General features: G+C 72.0%; 10 protein-coding genes and 1 pseudogene. 6 read left to right on the forward strand and 5 right to left on the reverse strand.

Translation table 11 applies throughout. From position 1 onward, the window contains the following. Nucleotides 1-41: 41 nt before the first annotated feature. From BLW43_RS14865 to BLW43_RS24390, 5 genes and pseudogenes are all read left to right on the forward strand, one after another. Nucleotides 42-1,233, forward strand: a pseudogene (locus tag BLW43_RS14865) (IS3 family transposase). Nucleotides 1,234-1,461: 228 nt separating this feature from the next. After that, nucleotides 1,462-3,093, forward strand: a complete 1,632-nt coding sequence (locus tag BLW43_RS14870) for an ABC transporter transmembrane domain-containing protein (protein ID WP_175478932.1) — start codon at nucleotides 1,462-1,464, stop codon at nucleotides 3,091-3,093. Continuing rightward, a complete protein-coding gene (locus BLW43_RS14875) occupies nucleotides 3,090-5,363 on the forward strand; it encodes a peptidase domain-containing ABC transporter (RefSeq protein WP_175478933.1) in 2,274 nt (757 codons plus the stop codon). The genes BLW43_RS14870 and BLW43_RS14875 overlap by 4 nt, the downstream gene beginning before the upstream one ends. Before the next feature lie 3 nt (nucleotides 5,364-5,366). Further along, nucleotides 5,367-6,707: an HlyD family type I secretion periplasmic adaptor subunit gene (locus BLW43_RS14880; protein ID WP_093254640.1), complete on the forward strand. Its 1,341-nt coding sequence runs from the start codon at nucleotides 5,367-5,369 to the stop codon at nucleotides 6,705-6,707. A gap of 117 nt (nucleotides 6,708-6,824) precedes the next feature. After that, nucleotides 6,825-13,490 (forward strand): cadherin domain-containing protein, encoded by a 6,666-nt coding sequence (locus BLW43_RS24390; protein ID WP_139284077.1) that lies wholly within the window; start codon nucleotides 6,825-6,827, stop codon nucleotides 13,488-13,490. 419 nt (nucleotides 13,491-13,909) lie between these two features. Here BLW43_RS24390 and BLW43_RS14890 read toward each other — a convergent pair whose 3' ends face one another. Genes BLW43_RS14890 through BLW43_RS14905 form a run of 4 tightly spaced genes read right to left on the reverse strand, consistent with a single transcriptional unit; the run spans nucleotide 13,910 to nucleotide 18,002 of the window. Continuing rightward, nucleotides 13,910-15,424 (reverse strand): ABC transporter permease, encoded by a 1,515-nt coding sequence (locus BLW43_RS14890; RefSeq protein WP_093254642.1) that lies wholly within the window; start codon nucleotides 15,422-15,424, stop codon nucleotides 13,910-13,912. Then, entirely contained in the window at nucleotides 15,421-16,263 is an 843-nt protein-coding gene (locus BLW43_RS14895) for an ABC transporter ATP-binding protein (RefSeq protein ID WP_245731064.1), read from the reverse strand. The genes BLW43_RS14890 and BLW43_RS14895 overlap by 4 nt, the downstream gene beginning before the upstream one ends. A 4-nt stretch (nucleotides 16,264-16,267) precedes the next feature. Continuing rightward, complete coding sequence (locus BLW43_RS14900) at nucleotides 16,268-17,239, reverse strand: ABC transporter substrate-binding protein (RefSeq protein ID WP_093254643.1); 972 nt, start codon at nucleotides 17,237-17,239, stop codon at nucleotides 16,268-16,270. 52 nt (nucleotides 17,240-17,291) lie between these two features. After that, the gene (locus BLW43_RS14905; protein WP_093254645.1) at nucleotides 17,292-18,002 is read right to left on the reverse strand and encodes a 5-formyltetrahydrofolate cyclo-ligase; all 711 of its coding nucleotides are present in this window, start codon (nucleotides 18,000-18,002) and stop codon (nucleotides 17,292-17,294) included. Nucleotides 18,003-18,102: 100 nt separating this feature from the next. Between BLW43_RS14905 and BLW43_RS14910 the strand changes: the two genes are divergently transcribed. Further along, the gene (locus BLW43_RS14910) at nucleotides 18,103-18,951 is read left to right on the forward strand and encodes a MurR/RpiR family transcriptional regulator (protein WP_093254646.1); all 849 of its coding nucleotides are present in this window, start codon (nucleotides 18,103-18,105) and stop codon (nucleotides 18,949-18,951) included. A 522-nt stretch (nucleotides 18,952-19,473) separates the two neighbouring features. Here the strand turns inward: BLW43_RS14910 and BLW43_RS22965 are convergent. Continuing rightward, the gene (locus BLW43_RS22965) at nucleotides 19,474-19,836 is read right to left on the reverse strand and encodes a hypothetical protein (protein ID WP_139284078.1); all 363 of its coding nucleotides are present in this window, start codon (nucleotides 19,834-19,836) and stop codon (nucleotides 19,474-19,476) included. Nucleotides 19,837-19,882 lie beyond the last annotated feature (46 nt).

The raw sequence follows: 19,882 nt of genomic DNA on the forward strand, positions 1-19,882 counted from the left end.
ACAGCCATGCTATGGCTTTCAAGCGAGGAGAGGAGTGTCCGATGGGGCGCAGGAAGCGCCGACATCTTCCGGAGTCGTTAAAGCGCGAGGCGGTCGAGCGCGTGAGGACGAGCGGGTTGCCGATCTGCCGCGTGGCGGAGGAACTCGACGTTCACGAGACGGTTCTGCGCCGATGGATGGCGCGGTGTGCAGAGCCGGGGACGGGCCCGGCGCGGCGCTCCGTCACGCAGGCGCAGGGTCCGTCCCCGGCGGACCTCGCCGCGGAGAGCGCCCGCCTGAAGCGCGACCCGCAGCGCGCGCAGATGGAGCGCGACATACTTGAAAATGCGGCGCTCATCTTCGGGACGGCCAGCCGGTGACGTACCGGTTCGTCGATGCGCATCGCGGCGTCTGGCCGGTTCGGGTGATGTGCAGAGTTCCGGGCGTCTCGGCCAGCGGCTACCATGCGTGGCGAACGCGCGGGGAGAGGCCATGCGCGAAGGCGAACCGCGCCCTTCTCGGCGCCATTCGGGCGATCCACGCCGAGAGTGGCGGCGCCTATGGCGCGCAGCGTGTTCATGCGGTTCTGCGGTCTCACGGCCGGCGCGTCGGCCGCCACCGGATCGCCCGACCAATGCGGGGCGCGGGGCTCCGAGGGCTGGCCGCGATCCCGCCGCGGGTGCGCACCACCGACAGTCGGCACAATCATCCGATCGCACCAAACAGGCTGCGGCGCAACTTCACGGCCATGGCGCCGAACCAGGTCTGGCTCGCGGACCTGACCTACATCAGGACCGGCGAAGGCTGGCTGTTTCTGGCGGCGCTGATCGACATGTTCACCCGCAAGATCGTGAGCCCGGACCACTCTGCAAGGGGGCCGTGCGCGACACCCTCCACGCCGATACTGCGCTCGAGGCTCTGGCGATGGCGATCGAACGCCAAAGACCAGCGCCCGGACTCATCCATCATAGCGACCGCGGGGTGCAAAACGCGGCTTACGACTACAGAAACGCCCTTGCCGCCGCACGCATCACGCCGTCGATGGGCAAAAAAGGGAAATGCCTCGACAATGCGCCTATGGAGAGCTTCTTCCATACGCTCAAGGTCGAGCGCATCCACCATCGGGTCTATGCACCCCGAGCGGAGGCCCGCCGCGACCTGTTCGCCTACATCGAAGGCTTCTACAATTCACGCCGCCTGCATTCCGGGATAAGCTACCGTTCACCGGCTGACATGGAGCGCATTGCGCCCTGACCCCGTCCACTTTTCCCGAGAAGTATCAGTCGTCGGATCACTCGCTTGAATAGGCAGTGAAGTTGCCTGCCCGCGACCGGTCGATGCAAGGGCCCGCTGGATACGCATCGCCGCATTAACCTCAAATTCAATTCTTGGGCAGAACTTGCGCAGCGATTGCGCATGGGCGCCAGATTGTGGAACCGCCTTATGTATCGTGCGCCAAAGGCTCTAGCGGACCCGCATGTGGTGCTCGGCGCCCTGACGGCGAACCTGCTTGCGCTGGCGTTGCCGCTGGTGACGCTGCAGGTGTTTGACCGCGTGCTCGGCGCGAGCGGGGTGAGCACGCTCCAGATGCTGGCGCTCGGGCTGGCGGCGGCGCTGGCGCTGGAGCTTGTCTGCCGCATGGCGCTGGCGACCCTGCTCGGCGAGCATGGCGAACGCTTCGAGCGGCAGGCTTCCGACGCGGTCGTGCGCCATCTTTTCGAAGCCGAAGGCGGCGGCGCGGCGCGGGAGGAGACCGGCGTCCATCTGGAACGCCTGGACGCCGTCGCGAGGCTGCGGGAGTTGCGCTACGGCGAGCCGGCGCTGGCGCTGCTCGACACTCCGTTCCTCATGCTGTTCTTCGGCTTCCTCGTGCTTCTCTCGCCCATCGTGGCGCTTGTCGCGGCGGTGATGGGATGTATCGGGCTGGCGTGCAGCCGCTGGCGGCGGATCGGGCTCGACGGCGTTCAGCGCGAGGCGGACGCGCGGCTGGCGCGACGCTTCTCCTTCATCGTGGAGACCCTCCGCAACATCGTGTCGATCAAGGCGCTTGGGGCGGAGGCCGCGATGACGCGCCGATATGAGCGGCTGCTGCAGTCCAACGCCGCCGCCGCCTCGGAGTCGACCTCGCGGGCGCAGCTGGCGCAGGGTGCGGCGGCGGCGGTCGCCCATGCGACGCCCGTCGCCGTCGCCGCTGGCGGCGCCTTCGAGGTGTTGCGAGGCGACTTGACCGTGGGCGGCCTCGCGGCGGCGATCATCCTCTCGGGGCGCATCATGCAGCCCCTGATGAAGCTCGACGGCGCGCTCAGCGCCGCAGCGGGCGCGCGACGGCGCGAAGCGGACCTCGCCAGGCTCGCGGCCGGCGTGGCGCCGCGGCCCAGGCGCCGCCAGCCGGAGCCGCTGCGCGCCGTCCGGCTCGAGAACGTGACCGTGAGGAACGCCGGCGGCGCGACCGTGTTCGAGGGGCTCGAGCTCACCGTGCGGGCCGGCGAATGCGTCGTCATCGGCGGCAGGAGCGGCTCGGGCAGATCGCTTCTGCTTAACCTGCTCATGGGGTGGGCGACGCCGTCGGCGGGCCGGCTGCTGTTCAACGACGTCCCGATCAGCGAATGGGACGTGGAGGCGCTGGGCGCGCGCATGGCCCATCTGCCGGCGCGCCCGCAGCTGATCGCCGGCACGGTCATGGAGAACATGACGCGCTTCCAGCCCGAGCGCCACGCCCATGAGGCGATGGCGCTGGCGCGGGAACTGGGGCTCGACCGCTACTTCGCCCGCCATCCCGTCGGGCTTTCGCTGCAGTGCGACGGCGGTTCGAGCCATGGCCTGCCGCGCTCGGTCGAACAGCGGGTGCCGCTCGTGGGCGCGCTGGCGGGAACGCCGGAGCTGATCCTTTTCGACGAAACCAACGGCATGCTCGACCATGAGGGCGACCAGCGGCTGCTCGCCTGCCTCTCGCGCCGCAAGGGGCGTGTCGCGATGGTGCTCGTGACGGACAGCCCCGCCTACGTCGCGCTCGCCGATCGGCGGCTGACGATCATGGATGGCCGCCTTGTCGAATGGGCGCCGGCCGCGCCCGCCGGACATCCAGCGGGCGAACGCGCCGGAATGGCGCAATGACCGCCATCGGGAACAGGGCCGAACCCGCGCCGATGGCGGGCCTGGCGCCGCGGGAGCAGGCCCGCCGGTACGACCCGGGCCCCCCGCCCGAGGATGACGCCGATCCCGGCTGGGCGATGGACGACCTGCTGGAGGGGATGCGGGACGGCCGCTATGGCGGCAGGCCGCTGGACGGCCCCGGACCGGCCGCGCTGGTCCTGCTGCTTCACGCGCTTGGCTGGCGGCCCGACGGACGCGCCTTCGCCGCCGCGCTGCCGCATTTCCCGCCCCGGTTCGGCGTCAGGGAGATCCGCGAGACCCTTCTGCGACTGGGCTTCGTCGGCGCGCCGCGCCGGATGATCTGGCGCGATGCTCAGAGCGCGCAGCGACCCGCCCTCGCCTGGGGCGGAAGCGGATCCCCGCACATCCTGCTCACCGACGCCACGGGCCGGCTGCGCGCCATCGATCCCGCGACCGGCCGGGAAAGCCGGCTGCTCTTCGCGACGCGCGTCACGGTGATCTCCTTCCGGCCCGCCGAACCCGGAGCGGCGGCGGAAGGCGGGCGACGGCTCGGCCGGTTCCTCGGCGCCCACCGGCGCGATCTCGCCGTGCTGTTCGCCATCACGACGCTGAGCACGGTGCTCGTTCTGGGTGGTTCGCTCGCCGTGCGGGCGATCTACGACCATGTCATCCCGTCGAACGGCTACGACACCCTTGCCGCCATCGGGGTGATCGCCGCCTGCGCGCTGGCGCTCGATCTCGGCCTGCGCGCGATCAAGGCCCGGATCAGCGCCAACGTCTCGGCCCGCCTCCTGACGCGGGTGGGCTCCGCGATCTTCGCCAAGCTCCTGCGGCTGCCGCTGGAGCGTCTGACCGGCGCGCCGGTCAGCGCGCAACTCGACCGCATCCGCCAGTTCGAGTCGTTCCAGGCCATGCTCTCCGGCCCCATCGCGGCCGTCGCGGTCGAGACGCCCTTCATCTTCGCGATCACGCTGGCGCTGTTCCTGATGGCGGGACCGCTGTTTCTGATCCCCATCGTCGTCGGCCTCCTGCTGGGGTTGCTCGCGATGCTCGCGCTGCCCGGGCAACGGGTGCGCGAGGCGCGTCACGCGGCTGCGCGGCGGCGGTTCCAGACCCTGATGGTCGAGGCGTCGACCAACGCCATGGCGCTGCGCGCCTATGGTCTGCGGACCGTTTGGACGGAGCGGCTGAGACAGGCCGCCGCCGAGGCGGCGCGATGCCGGCGCCGCGCCGCCACGCGCCGCCGCATGGCCTTTCTCGTGGCGAACGCGACAGGCCCGGCGGCTACAGCCTCGGTCGCGATCATCGGCGCGGCGCTCGTGATGGCGGGCGACCTGACGATGGGCGCGCTGGTCGGCGCGACGATTCTCGTCAACCGGGCCACGGCGCCGCTGCAGCAGGCGTTTGCGGCGCTCTGGAGCGCGCAGGATCTCGGCGCGACCTACGCCCAGGTCGACAGGCTGCTGGCGATGCCCGACGCCGTCGAGCAGCCCGCCCCTCCGGTGCGGCGGTCCTTCCGCGGCGCGGTCAGGCTGGAGCGGCTCTCCTACCGTCACCCCGGTCAGGCGGACGCCGCGCTGGCGGGGATCGAGCTGTCGCTGGGGGCGGGCGTCTGGGCCGCGGTGACGGGTCCGGCCGGCGCCGGCAAGAGCACGCTGCTCAAGGTGATGGCTGGCCTGCACGCGCCCCAGAGCGGCTCGGTGTTCATCGACGACGTGAACCTGCGGCAAATGGCGCCGGGCGAGGTGCGGGCGATCGTCGGCTTCGCGCCGGACGACCCGCCGCTGTTCCACGGCTCGATTGCGCAGAACCTGCGGCTCGGCGACCCGACCGCCCACCGCGGGCGGCTTCTCGAACTCTGCGAGGAACTCGGCGCGGGCCCCTGGCTCGCGGCCATGCCGGACGGGCTGGACACGCGCCTCGACCACGCGGTTCAGGCGACGCTGCCGGCCGGGTTCCAGCAGACCCTCGGCATCGCGCGGGCGCTGCTCGCCAGGCCGAGGCTGCTGTTGCTCGACCAGCCGGCCACGGCGCTCGATGCGGCCCTCGAGCGCGCCCTTCTCGACGCGCTCGCCGCCCGCAGGGGCGAGACGACCATCGTGGTGGTGACCCACCGTCCGAGCCAACTGCGGCTTGCGGACGTGCAGATCGCGCTGGATGACGGGCGCCTGGCGCGTTGCGCGCCTCCTGCGGGGGCGCGGTCGACGGGCCTTTCCCACCCGCCGGCGCCGACTGCCCGGCAGTCCTGCGCCACAACCGGGAGCGATTGAGCCATGGCGGCGTCGACGCGGCATGAACAGGCCCGGCTTGCCGCGCCGGAGACTTTAGCCGAGAGCCCGTTTCTCGAGGATCGCGACGCCGGGGGCTTCGCCCGCGCGACGCTGCGGCTGGCCTTTCTGGGCGTGGCGGCCTTCATGGCGTGGGCGGCCGTGACGCCGGTCAGGGAGGCGATCGACAGCCAGGGGGTGGTGCTGCCGGATGGTTTCGTGAGGCGCGTCGAGCACCTCGAAGGCGGCATCGTGGGCTCTGTCGCGGTTCGCGAGGGCGACGTCGTGAGGGCGGGCGAGGCGCTGGTGCTGCTCGACCAGGCCGCGCTGCAGGCCGAGCGGCGCCGTGTGCTCGCCCGCCGCGAGTGGCTGGCGCGCGAGATCGAGCGCCAGATCGCCTTCGCGGCCGGCGACGGCCTGCTTGCGCCGGCGCCGGCCGCGACCGGCTCCGCGATCGCCCGCAGCCAGAGCTCGGCGGCCGCCATGGCGGAGGCGCACCGCGCCGCGCGACTGGCCGTTCTCCGCACCGAGCTGGAGCTGCGCAGGGCGGAGGAAGCAGCGCTTTCGTCGAAGCGCCGGACGCTGACCGTCGAGCTCGAGATCATCGACGCGCGCTTTCGCCAGTTCGACGAGGCCTATCGGGGCAGCGGGGCCGTCAGCGGCGTGGCGCGCGACAACGTGGCGCTGCAGAAGATCCGGCTGGAGAGCGAGATCGCCCAGCTGGACGCCGACGCGCGCTCGGCCGCGCTGCGGACGCGGATGGCGGAGGAGAACGAGGCCGAGTTCCTCGCCGGCGCCGGCAAGGAGGCGCTGCTGCGCGTCGCCGAACTGGAGGGCGCGCGCGCCCAGGCCGACGAGGAGCTTTCGCGGCTGGAGGATGCGCTGGCGCGAGGGGTGCTCGTCGCGCCCGTCGACGGCGTCGTGCAGTCGCTGGCGGCGGCCAGCCCCGGCGAGGTTCTGCCGGCGGGCGCGCTCGTCGCGGAGATCGTGCCGAAGGGGGCGGCGCTCTTTGTCGAAGTCATGCTGCCCGCCGAGCAGATCGGCAAGGTGTCGGTCGGCATGGCGGCCTCCGTCAAGGCGCTGACCTTCGACTACCTGCGCTACGGCGACGTCGCGGGAACGGTCGAGACCATTTCGCCGTCCAGCATCGCGGACGCGAAAGGTGCGCTGCGCTACCGCCTCCGCTTGAGGCTGGACGCGCCCTTCGTCGGCTCGGAGCAGGACGGACGCCGCCTCTCGCCGGGCATGACCGTCACGGCGTCGTTGCGGGGCAGGGAAAGCACCGTTCTCGAGACCCTGCTCAGACCCCTGCGTGTGATGGCCGACAGGGCGCTGACCGAGGGCTGAGGGCGCGCGGCCCTGCTAACGCGGCGGTAACTTCTCATACGGAAGATGCCGAAGGCGGAGGTCAGCGCCGCCGGTGTTGCGAACAGTGTTCTCGCTGCGTGTGAAGTTGGGGTCGAGATGCAGGAGTTTCCTCGCGGCGAGGATGCGTCGGCCCATGTCTCGGGTGCGGAGGAACGGCCGGGCGAGGCGTCTCGCGAGCCGAGGCTCCAGCGTGAAGATCCCGGTGACGGCGCATCGCTGCGCGTGATCACCGCGGCCTCGTTCTTCGGCCTTGAGCACGGGGATGGCGATGTTCACGCCGCGACCGGCGAGGCCGATGGCGGCTCTCTCGCAACCGCGAACGGGCGCGACGCAGTGTCGGCGGCCGCCGCCGAAACGGCCCGCGCGCGAGCTTCCCATGACGCGGCGGCCGACGCGGACGCGCTGCGCGAGCACCTGCTTCCAACGCCGGAAGGCGCAGCATTCCCCGGAGGCCCGAGCGGCCTCGTCTTCCCGGAGCCGACCTCTCCGGTCGAAGCAGCGCCGATCGGGCCCGCCGGCGACGACGCCGCGCCGGCTTTCGAAGCCGCAGCCGCGCCCTGGCGGCCGTCGTCGCCCGTCGCCGCCGATGATCCTGCGCCGTCCGACGCGGAAACGCCGTCGGCCGGGGACGACCCGTCCGATCGACCCGCTGTGGGCGCGCCGACATCCTTTCCGGGGCCGACGGCGCGACTGGACGACCGGGCCGACACGCGGAACGACTTCGCCGGCGGGCGCGAAGACCCTGCTCCTGTCGATGACCCGAACGCGGGCGTCCAGCGCAATGAGCCTGCTCGGGACGACGCCGCGCCGACCGTCGCTCCCGAACCGCAATCGCCGGCGCCTCCCGCGGCGAAGCCGCCTCCGGCCGAGCCCCGGACCGGCGAGCGGCCCACGTTCCTCATCTCCGAGACCGATCCGGCCGCGGGGCCGGATGCGCCGACCGGCGCCGTCAGCGTCACGGGCGGCGCCATCGACGCGTTCACCGGGGACGGCCTGACCTTCGCGCTGCTCGACGACGCGGGCGGCCGCTTCGCCATCGATCCGGACACCGGGGAAATCACCGTCGCGCCGGGGGGCGGGCTCGACTACGAGACGGCGACGCGGCACACCGTCGTGGTCCGTGCGAACGGGGCGGGCGGCGCATCGATCGACCGCGCCCTCGACATCGCCGTGTCGGACGTCGCCGAGACGATCAGGCTGGGCGACGGCGGCGTGGCCTTCGTGGACGGGGGCGTGGCCGAGACCGCCATCATCGGCGGGACCGGAAATGACACGATCGCCGCCCATGCGGAAGGCGGAACCGTCGACGGCGGCGCAGGGGCCGACCGGCTGCTCGGCGGCGCCGGGAACGATGCGCTCGCCGGCGGCGCCGGGTCTGACGCCATTTCGGGCGGCGACGGCGTGGACACGGCGATCTGGAGGGGCGCGCTCGCCGACTTCGCGGTGTCCCATGACGCGGTCGACGGCGGCTTCACGATCACCGACGGGAACGCCTCGGATGGGCTTGACGAAGGGACCGACAGGGTCGACGGCGTCGAGACCTTCAGCTTCGACGGCGTCGAACTCAGCGCGGCGGAAATGCGGGTCGAGGCCGCCCGGCAGGCCAACGCAGCGCCAGAGGCGCCGACCGCCGCGGGGCTAACCCTGGCCGAGGACGCCGCCGCGGGGGACGTGGCCGCGACGCTTTCGGCCAATGACGCCGAAGGCGACGCCCTCACCTACACCCTCACCGACGCGAGCGGGAACCCGGTCGTCGACAGCGATTTCGAGATCGTCGGCGCCGAGATCCGGCTCAGGGCCGGCGCAGTCCTCGATCATGAAACCTCGCCGACCCGAACCCTTAATGTGACCGCCTCCGACGCCTTCGAGACCTCGGCCCCGACTGCGATCACCATAGCGGTGACCGACGTCGACGAGGCGGCCCTCGGCGCGACCGGCGACGCGGACGGCGCGGCGGACGCCGTTGACGAGAACCTCGCCGCCGGCGCCGTCGTGGGCGTCACCGCCCGTGCCTCGGACGCCGACGGCACGGCGACCGTCACCTACGCGCTGAGCGACGACGCCGGCGGCCGCTTCGCGATCGACGCCGCCACCGGCGTGGTCACCACCGCCGCCGCGCTCGATCACGAGACGGCGGCGAGCCACGCCATCGAGGTCCTCTCGACCTCGTCGGACGGCACGACCAGCAGCCGGACCTTCACGATCACGGTCAACGACCTCGACGAGGCCGCCCTCGGCGCGACCGGCGACGCGGACGGCGCGGCGGACGCCGTTGACGAGAACCTCGCCGCCGGCGCCGTCGTGGGCGTCACCGCCCGTGCCTCGGACGCCGACGGCACGGCGACCGTCACCTACGCGCTGAGCGACGACGCCGGCGGCCGCTTCGCGATCGACGCCGCCACCGGCGTGGTCACCACCGCCGCCGCGCTCGATCACGAGACGGCGGCGAGCCACGCCATCGAGGTCCTCTCGACCTCGTCGGACGGCACGACCACCAGCGAGACCTTCACGATCACGGTCAACGACCTCAACGAAGCCGCTCTCGGCGCGACCGGCGACGCGGACGGCGCGGCGGACGCCGTTGACGAGAACCTCGCCGCCGGCGCCGTCGTGGGCGTCACCGCCCGTGCCTCGGACGCCGACGGCACGGCGACCGTCACCTACGCGCTGAGCGACGACGCCGGCGGCCGCTTCGCGATCGACGCGGCCACCGGCGTGGTCACCACCGCCGCCGCGCTGGACCACGAGACGGCGGCGAGCCACGCCATCGAGGTGACCTCGATCTCCTCTGACGGCTCGACCACCAGCGAGACCTTCACGATCGATGTGACTGACGCGGCGGAAATCCTCCAGCTCGCCAACGACGGCGCCAGCTTTACCGATACAGGCGTCGCGGAGACCGCGATACTCGGCGGATCGGGCAATGACACGATCACCGCCCATGATGATGGCGGGAGCATCGATGGCGGGGCGGGCGACGACACGCTGCAGGGTCGCTCCGGGGAAGACATTCTCACGGGCGGCGGCGGGGCTGACCTGCTCCAAGGCCGTTCAGGCGACGACACGCTGACCGGCGGGGCGGGCGACGACACACTCTATGGAGAAGACGGCGGCGATAGCATGACAGGCGATGCTGGCGCAGACCGCATATGGGGCGGCGCCGGCGCCGACACGCTCGACGGCGGTGACGACGACGACCAGCTCCATGGCGAGGACGGCGACGACACGCTGCAGGGCGGCGGCGGCGCGGACACCCTGCGCGGCGACGCCGGCGACGACGTTATCGACGGCGGCGACGGGAGCGACAGGGCGGTCTACGAAGGCGACCTCGCCGACTTCGCGGTAGTCTGGGACGACGCGGCGCAGCGCTTCACGATCACCGACGGCGACGCGGCGGACGGGCTCGACGAAGGGGCCGACACCGTCTCGGGCGTGGAGATCTTCCAGTTCGGCGGCGTCGCCTATACCGAACAGCAGATGCGCGTGGAGGCATCGAGGCAGGCCAACAGCGCGCCCGGCGCGCCCTCGGTCGCCTCGGGCGGCTCGATCGCGGAGAACAGCGGCGCGGGCGTCGTCGTCGCGACCCTCGACGCGCTCGACGCCGACGGCGACCCTATCACCTACGTCATCACCGACGCGGGCGGGAGCCCAGTCGTCGACAGCGACTTCGAGATCGTCGGCGCCGAGGTCCGCGTGCGGCCGGGGGCCGCGCTCGATTTCGAAACGGCCGCGAGCCGGCAGATCTTCGTCACGGCCTCGGACGCCTTCGAGACCTCGGCGCCGACGCAGATCGCCATCACAATCAACGACGCGGCCGAGACGATCCAGCTCGCGGACGGCGGCGCGAGCTTCACCGACACGGGCGTCGCCGAGACCGCGATCCTGGGCGGCGACGGCGGCGACGCCATCACCGCCAACGCAGCCGGCGGAACCATCGACGGCGGCGCGGGGAACGACACGCTGCAGGGCGGCGTCGGCGACGACAGCCTCACCGGCGGCGCAGGCGACGATGTGCTGAGCGGCGGCGGCGGCGGCGACACCGCGGTCTGGGCGGGCGATCTGTCCGGCTTCTCGGTGGCGTGGGACGCGGGAACCCAGACCTTCACCATCACCGACCTGAACTCGGGCGACGGCCTCGACGAAGGCGCCGACACCGTCACGGGCGTCGAGACCTTCGTGTTCGACGGCGTCGCCTACACCGCGGCGGAGATGCAGACCGAGGCCGCGCTGCAGGCCAACAGCGCGCCGACCGCGCCGACCGCGACCGGCGATACGGTGGCCGAGGACGCGACGGCCGGCGCGCTCGTGGCCACGCTGGCCAGCACCGACGCCGACGGCGACCCGATCGCCTACGTCATCACCGACGCAGGCGGAAACCCGGTGGTCGACAGCGATTTCGAGATCGTCGGCGCCGAACTGCGCGTCAAGGCCGGCGCCGGCCTCGACTACGAGACCGCCCCCACCCGCACCCTTTACGTAAAGGCCTCGGACGCGCTGGAGGAGAGCGCGCCGACGCAGATCACCATCACCGTCAACGACGCGGCCGAGACGATCCAGCTCGCCGACGGCGGCGCGAGCTTCACCGACACGGGCGTCGCCGAGACCGCGATCCTGGGCGGCGACGGCGGCGACGCCATCACCGCCAACGCAGCCGGCGGAACCATCGACGGCGGCGCGGGGAACGACACGCTGCAGGGCGGCGTCGGCGACGATAGCCTCACCGGCGGCGCAGGCGACGATGTGCTCAATGCGGGTGACGGCGCCGACTATGTGCTCGGCGGGTCGGGCGCCGACCTGATCCGGGGCGAGGCCGGCGACGACTGGCTTGAAGGGCGCGAAGGCGACGACACGATCTATGGCGGCGACGGCGACGACGTCATCGACGACGATGCGGGCTCCGGCGGCGGCGGCGCCGACGTATTCCACGGCGAAGGCGGGAACGACCAGATTTATGGCGGCGACGACGACGACAGCCTCTATGGCGGCGCGGGCGACGACACGATGTCCGGGGAAACGGGCGACAACTACTTGTCCGGCGGCGACGGCGCCGACGAACTTCACGCCGGGGGCGGCGCGAACGTCATGCACGGCGACGCCGACAACGACACCTTCGTCATGTGGGCGATGGGCGACTCCACCATCGACGGCGGCGAGACCGTCACCACCGGGACTGACGACGATCTGCTGGACCTCTCCAACTTGTGGGGCACGTCGGTCGGCGTCGTCTTCAATGACAGCGAAGCGGGAACGGTCAGCGACGGCGTCAGCACGCTGAGCTTCACGGGGATCGAGCGGCTGTGGCTGACGGACGGCGACGATCAGGTGGACGGGTCTGGCGCGACGGCGGGACTCCAGATCGACGCCGGCGCTGGCGACGACACCCTGGAGGGCGGCGCGGGCGATGACATCCTTGACGGCGGCGACGGCGAGGACGGTCTCACCGGCGGCGCCGGCCGCGACACGCTCCGCGGCGGCGTCGGAAGCGACACGCTCATGGGCGGCGCCGATGACGACGACATCGATGGCGGCGACGGGTCGGCCGACGTGGCCGTGTTCAGCGGAAACCGCGCCGACTATTCAGCCAAGTCGCTGAGCGGCGACGTCTTCACCGTGACCGACGAACGCGCCAACGGCGCCGCCAACGAGGGAGCCGACACCGTCTCCGGCGTTGAGATATTCCGCTTCGCCGACGGCGACGTGGCGGCGGCGGACCTCGTGATCCCGGGGCTGCACCTCGTGGGCGGGGGCGGCAACGACACGCTGGAAGGACTGGGCGGCGACGACACAATCGAGGGGCGCGGCGGGGCGGACCGGCTCGTGGGCGACGGCGGCGACGACAGCATCACCGGCGGCAATTCACAGGACACGATCCTCGGCGGCGACGGGCGCGACACGATAAGCGGCGGCGGAGGCCATGACAGCATCGACAGCGGCGCCGGCGACGACGTCGTGACGACCTCCAACGGCAACGACACCATCTATGGCGGCGCGGGAGACGACATCATCAGTGCGGGCGGGGGCTCCAACTGGGCGTATGGCGGGGACGGCGCCGACCTGATCGAGCTCGGCGGCGCCAATGACAAGGCATGGGGCGACGCGGGCGACGACACGATCGTATCGGGCGAGGGCCACGACACGATCTACGGCGGCGAGGGCCACGATCTCATCGACCTCGGCGGGGGGAACGACCGCGCCTGGGGCGAGGACGGCGACGACACCATCCTCGGCGGCCTTGGCGACGACACGATCTCCGGCGGCCTTGGCGACGACAGCCTCTCCGGCGACGACGGCAGCGACAACCTCACCGGCGGCGAGGGGAACGACACGCTGGACGGCGGCGCGCGGAACGACACGCTGGACGGCGGCGACGGGAACGACATGCTTCTCGGCGGCGACGGCAACGACAGCATCCTCGGCGACCTCGGCGCGGACACGCTCAGGGGCGGCGCCGGTGACGACACGCTGCGCGGCGGCGACGGCGACGACCTGTTCGTTTATGGCGCCGGCGACGGCCGTGACGGCGTGCATGGCGGCGTCGGCTGGGTCGACACGATCTCGCTGGAAGGCATGGGCGCCGGGGCGACCGTGATCGGCGCCGACAGGATCGAAGGCGACGGCTGGACCGCAGTGCTTGACAGCGGCCACTCCGTGACCGGCCAGGGTTCCGGCGTGATCGAACTGAGCGACGACGCCTCCGGCGTGATCGTGTTCGACGATTTGTCGGAACTCGACTTTTCCGAGATCGAGCGCATCGCTTACTGATCAGGCGGTCCGGCGATGGAGCATGCGTTCTCTCATCCCCGGATCACGCGCGATCTGCGCCGCCTGCGGCGGGCCGTCGCCGAGCGGCGGTGGCGCGGCGCCCCTGTCGAGACAACCCTGAACAGCGCCCACGCGTCGGAAACCGCGTGCGAAAGCGCGGCTTTTGGTGGCGGGCGCCGGAGGGTTTAACGCAATCCCCGTCAGAATCCCGCAGTTCCGGACCGTCCCATGAAGCGCCGCCCGCCTGTCGACCCGAACTCGCCGGCCCGTAGGCGCCGATCAGCGCGATGCGGCGCGGCGCTGGAGAAACTCCGGCGCGCCGTCGTCACCGTCGTCGCCATCGCCCCGAAGATGCTCATTCCGCCGCGAAGCGGGCGCATCGCCCGCGCCGCGGCGTGATCGCGTCCGTTCAGGGCGAACTATCGCGGAGCGCCCCGCTCCAGCGCGCCGACGGCGGCATGCAGCGCCACGGCGACGAGGATCGAGACCAGCGCCACGCTCCAGATCATCCCGTAGTCGAGCATGCCGCGCGACTGGTTCATCAGGCCGCCGAGCCCGCGCCCCGTGGCCAGCCACTCCGCGATCATGACGCCCAGCAGCGCCCGCGGCGCGGCGAGGCGCGCCGCGGTCAGCAGATGCGGCCCGGCGGCGGGCAGGCCGATCAGCCGCAGCCGGGTCAGCCGACCGGCGCCGTAGGCGTCGACGAGATCGAAGGCGGCGCGGGGCGTCATGGCGAGGCCCTGCGCCACCGTCACATAGGCGGGAAAGAACGTGACCGACATCGTGACGGCCAGCGTCACCGCCTCGCCCCGGCCCAGCAGCAGCACCAGAAGCGGCGTCAGGGCGACCAGCGGCATGGTCTGCGTGACCAGCGCGACCGGCAGCAGCGCGCGCGCCAGCGCAGGGGCGAGCTGCCCCAGCGCCGCGAGGCCGAGAGCGAGAGCGAGGCCCGCGGCGAGGCCGGCCAGCGTGATCGGCGCCGTCTCGGCGAGCGCGGTCAGAAGGCGGTCCTGCGCGCGCTCCGCCGTCGGCCCGAGCAGCAGGTAGTCGGCCACGTCGAGCGGCCCCTTGGCGACCAGCGCCGGCGCGCCGAGCAGCCAGAGCGCGGCCTGCCACAGCAGGAAGGGCAGGATCAGCGCGACCAGCGTCATCGGCCAGCCAATCCGCCCGACCACGGGCGGGCGCTGGGGCGCGATCGTCACCGCCCGCGCGCCGTCGGCGGCGCGCCGGCCGATCAGGGCGAAAACGGCGTAGGCCAGCCCGGCCATCGCGGTGGCGGTCAGCCCGATGGCCCAGAGCCGCGCGGGATCCGCCCGGCCCAGCGAGCCGACCAGATAGCCGCCGAGACCCCAGCGCGCGCCGGAGCCGAACTCGGCGAGGATGGCCCCGAGGACAGCGTTCGGCGCGGCCGTCTGCAGCCCGCCGATCAGGGCGGGAACCGCGCCGCGCAGGCGCACCAGCCGCATCACCGCGCCCGCGCCGCCGCCATAGGCGCGGACGACGTCGACGGCGCGTGGGTCGGCCAGCGACAGGCCGAGCGCCATGGCCGTCATCGTCGGAAAATAGACCGACACCGCCGCGAGCACGTAGCGCGGCGTCATCCCCTCGAATGCGATCACGAGGATCGGGGCGAGCGCGATGGGCGGCAGGGCGAACAGCGCCACGTTGACGCCGTGGAATGCCCGTCCGAGCGGCGGCCAGCGCACGAAGGCGACGGCCGCGAGCACGGCGACGGCGACGCCCGCCGCGAAGCCGACGGCCGAGGCGTGCAGCGTGGCGGCGGCGTGGCCCGCGAGATCGGATCGATCCGTCCAGGCCCTGAAGAGAATCGCGCTCGGGGCCGGCAGCGCGCCGTCGGCGACGAGCGCGAGGCGTCCCGCGACCTCCCACAGCGCCAGCAGCCCCGGCAGGGCGAGCGCCGTGGTCCGGCTCATGCGGCGCGGGCGCCGAACAGGCGTTCGCCGATCTCGTCGCAGAGCGCGTGAAACGCCGGATCGCGCAGCAGCGCCGCGCCGCGCGGGCGCGGGAACGGCGCGGCGACGACGCTTGCGATCCGCCCCGGCCCGGCCGCCATGACCACGACGCGGTCGGCGAGGAACGCCGCCTCGTCCACCGCGTGCGTGACCAGCAGCGTGGTAGCGCCGGTCTCGCGCCAGATGCGCTGCAGCTCCAGGTTCATCTGGCGGCGCAGGATCTGGTCGAGCGCGCCGAAGGGCTCGTCGAGAAACAGCACCTGCGGCTCCGTGACGAGGGCGCGCGCCAGCGCCACGCGCTGGCGCATGCCGCCCGACAGCTGCGCCGGCCGCGCCTCGGCGAAGCCGTCGAGGCCGACAAGCCGGATCAGATCGGCGATGCGCCGCTTCGCCGGGCCGCGCGGACGGCCGAGGGCGTCCAGCGGCAGGGCGATGTTCTCGGCCACGCTGCGCCAAGGCAGGAGGGCCGGGTCCTGGAATGCGACGCCGATCTCGCCCCTTCGCGCCGCCGCGCGCGGGGGCGCGCCGCCGATGGTCGCCTCGCCCTCGTCAGGCGCGTCGAGACCGGTGGCGATGCGCAGCAGGGTGGACTTGCCGCAGCCCGATGGGCCGATCAGCGCCGTGAACGACCCGGCCGGGCAGTCGAGGGTCACGTCGTCGAGCGCCCGGAACGGCGCGCCGTCGGGGCCGCGGAAGAGGCGGCCGACGGCGCGGAAGCTGAGGGCGCGGAGGCCGGGAGCGCGGATGCCGGGAGCGCCGGGGCCGGGGGGGGCGACGTCCGGGGCGCGCGGCGCTGCCACCGCGTCAGATCTCCGCCAGCAGCGTGGTGTCGAACATCGACCGGTCGCCCTCGATCCCGATGGCGCGCAGGGCGGCGAGGTTCGCCTCGATCCCGGCCTCGTCCATGGCGAGGAAACCCGCGGGGTGCTCCATCAGCGGCTTCTGCGCGAGATTGAAGAACACCTCGTTCTCGACCGTGCGGCCGGTGCCGGCGAACCAGTTCCCGGCGATCCGCCGCGGCCAGCCCTCGGGGTCGGCGTAGTTCGTCTCCCACCCCCGGCGGCTGGCGCGCAGCCACTTCACCAGCAGGTCTCGCTTCTCGGCGAGCGTCTGCTCGGTCACAACGACCGTGTCGTTGTAGATCGTGAAACCGAAGTCGAACAGCAGGAAGGACGCGGGGTCTCCGCCAGCCTGCGCGATGGAGTAGGGCACGTTGGTGGTGAAATCGATCGAGGCGTCGATCTCGCCCTTGAGCAGCGGCGTCGGGTCGTAGGCGTAGGGCACGATGCGCACGTCGCCGGGGTCGATGTCGTTCATCTTCAGCATCGCCTCGACCGAGATCGTGTTGACCGGCGGCACGGCCAGCGTCCTGCCGATCAGATCCTTTGGCGCGGCGATCCCGCTCGCCTTCAGGCTGACGACGCCGATGGGGTTCTTCTGGTACTGCGCGCCGATGATCCTGAACGGCGCGCCCTGAGCGACGATGGCCGAGATCGTGGTGTCCGGCGTGGTCAGCGCCACGTCGGCGCGGCCCGAGACGAGCGAGCCTTCCGGGATGACGTCGGGGCCGCCCGACAGGTATTCGAGGTCCAGCCCTTCCTCGGCATAGTAGCCCTCGTCGGCGGCGATCATGTAGCCCATGAACTCGGCGTCGTTGATCCAGGCCGCCTGCATGGCGAAGGGCGTCGCCGCCCGCGCGAGCCGGGGCGCGGCGCCCAGCGCGAGAAGGGAGGCTCCGGCGGCGGCGAAGCCGCGGCGGGTCAGGCGTAGCGTCATCGGTCTCACCTCTCCGTTGTCGGGCCCGTCACAGGCCGTATTGCGCCTTGAGCTACTGCAGCGGCGGCGTTGCCGCGATCTGCTCGGGGCTCAGCAGCTCCCATTTCACGCCGCGCGGCCGGGGGGCGCGGCGGCCCACGTCGATCATGCGCGTCGGCGTCGCGATCCAGTCGACCAGGATATCGGTCGGGCTGGGGTGCAGCGTCTCCTCGACCACCTGCACGTCGTGCGCTACGGCCACCACGGGGGTGCGCTCGTCGGCCAGCCCGAGGTCGGTGAACATGCCCCACTCAAGGTCGAAGAAGCCGTGGCCCTTGCCGAAGCGGATGCCCTCCGTCGACACCGCCGAGGCGCCCGTCGCCATCAGGTCGAAGCGGCCGAGCGCCGCGACCTCGCCCAGCGAGACGGGCCGCCCGAAGTGCTCCAGCCCGTCGAGCCAGCTTGCGAAACGGGCCTGCCCGGGCGGCACCATCTCGGGTTCGAGCAACACGAAGCCGCGATAGATGCCGTAGGTCGAGACGACCATGCGCTTGCCGTCCTCAAGGGCGAGCCGGCGCAGGTCTTCGAGGCAGTTGTCGGGGGTGACGAACAGATGCCGCGCCGCGGCGTAGGCGGGCAGCGCGCGCAGGCGCTCGACCGCCGTCCCGTCGCCCGCAAAACCCGGGATCACTTCGGCGAAGTTCAGATGAAAGCGGCTGTCGGGCTTCGCGACGTCGGCCAGCAGGCTCCAGATCCGCCGGCGCACGAGCTTCGTGTCGGTCATTGCGCGCTTCACCCCGCCATCCACGATTCGCGAAGAAACGGTGACATACGTTTCAGTGTGCGGCAATCTGGAAACTGACGTTTCAGAAACGGGGCGAGGCATGGCGACGAGGCTGGCGCTGCGGATCCAGAACCGGCTCGAGCAGCTCAGCCGGTCCGAGCGGACGCTCGCGGTGTCGCTGCTCGACCGGCACGACGATCCGCTGGTGTACTCGGCGAGCGAACTGGCGAAGCAGGCGGGAGTCTCGAAGGCCACCGCGGCCCGGCTGTTCCGCAGTCTCGGCTACCGCGACTTCGAGGAGGCGCGGATGGAGGCGCGCGAGGAGCGTAACCGCAGCCATCCCTCGCGCTTCGTAGGCGCGACGCCGGCGACGCCGAAGGGCGCCTCCGCGATCCAGACGCATCTGCAGATCGAGATCGCCAACCTCACCCGCAGCTTCGAGGAGATGTCCACCGAGCGCCTGCGCCGCGCCGCGCACGCGCTGGCCCACGCCGACACGGTCTGGATGCTGGGCCTCGGGGCCGAGGCCGGGCTGGCGGCGGCGGGCCGGGTGATGCTGTCGCGCGTCCGCCCGAGCGTGCAGCTGCTCGGCGCCGCGCCCGGCGCGCTGGCCGAGGAGGTGGCGATGGTCGGCCCTGGCGACGCGCTGCTCGTCGTAGCCCTGCGCGACGCCGCCCGGCGGACGGAGCCTATCGCGGACTGGGCGCGCGCGACGCGGCTCGCGGTCGTGGCGCTGACCGATCCCGCCAACGCGGCGCGCTTCACGCGGCTCGGGGCGCAGACGCTGGTGTGCCACGCGGTCGGCCCGCCATTCGCCGCGTCCGGCGCCGCGGCGCTGAGCATGCTCTCGCTGGTCGCCCTGTCGGTGCAGGAAGCCAGCGGAACCCTGTCGCAAGGCCGGCTGGAGCTGATCGGCATGGTCGAGGACGAACTCGGCGACGGCGCGTGAGCGATCTCCGGCGCCATCCGGAACGGGTCCGTCGCCTCGCGGCGCACACGAAGGTCGTGCAGACGCGGAAGATGTCGATGAGCTGGAAGACGCGCCACGGGTCGCAGGCGCGATAGTCGCTCCAGCGCCTGCTCGCGTTCGTCCGCGTCGGCACGGGGGGGAGATAGCAGACTTCGCGCCGCAGCCGCATGAAGTGGGTGTCGAATGGCGCGAGCGTGGCCCTCGACTGGATCCAGCCGACGCCCTCCAGCGACTTCCGACTTGGGTCGGCCAGGTTGAGGATCCGCCGGCAGGTTCATTGATCGTGTTGCGCGGATTCTCGATCCATCGCCCGCCGGGATCGCTCACTCCCGCGCGCGTCTGGGCGTAGCGCCAGGCCATGGCCTAGGTTGCGGCATGGGCTCCGGGATGCCGAACGCCTTGGCGAGCTTCGTCAAGCGCGATCGCGCCTGGACGGCAAGTTCTCGCTTTTCGTGGATGGTCATCTTCTTCTGGAACTGGACAGGCGCCATCTCGCCGCCTTCAGAAAGGATGGCGCTCGAACTCTTGCTCGCGCCAATACTGCGGCGACGCGCGGAAGTGGGATCTCCGCGCCTGTTCGAGATCGCCATTGATGCGCGCCTCGTCCTCGACATCAACCTGAAAACTGTCCGGTCGTGGTTCATCATCTACGCGAGAACTTACCCTTAATCGGCCTATAGAGTGCAGAGCGCGGTGAACTGGATGTTTTTTCGGCGCGTCCGCCGGCGCCAGGTTCTTGAACTCTTGCTCTCTTTCGCCGGCGAAGCCCAGGCGCCGGCTGTGGATGTAGTCGATTTTGTCACGGATCGCTGGGGGATCGAGGCCCGTGATCCGCGCGATGCCCCGGATCGGCTTCGTGGTCACGCGCTCGGCGACGACCGTCCGGTTGGCGTGCGAGGCGCCGACGCGC

The organism is Rubrimonas cliftonensis (assembly GCF_900107585.1).
Taxonomy (GTDB): Bacteria; Pseudomonadota; Alphaproteobacteria; order Rhodobacterales; family Rhodobacteraceae; genus Rubrimonas; species Rubrimonas cliftonensis.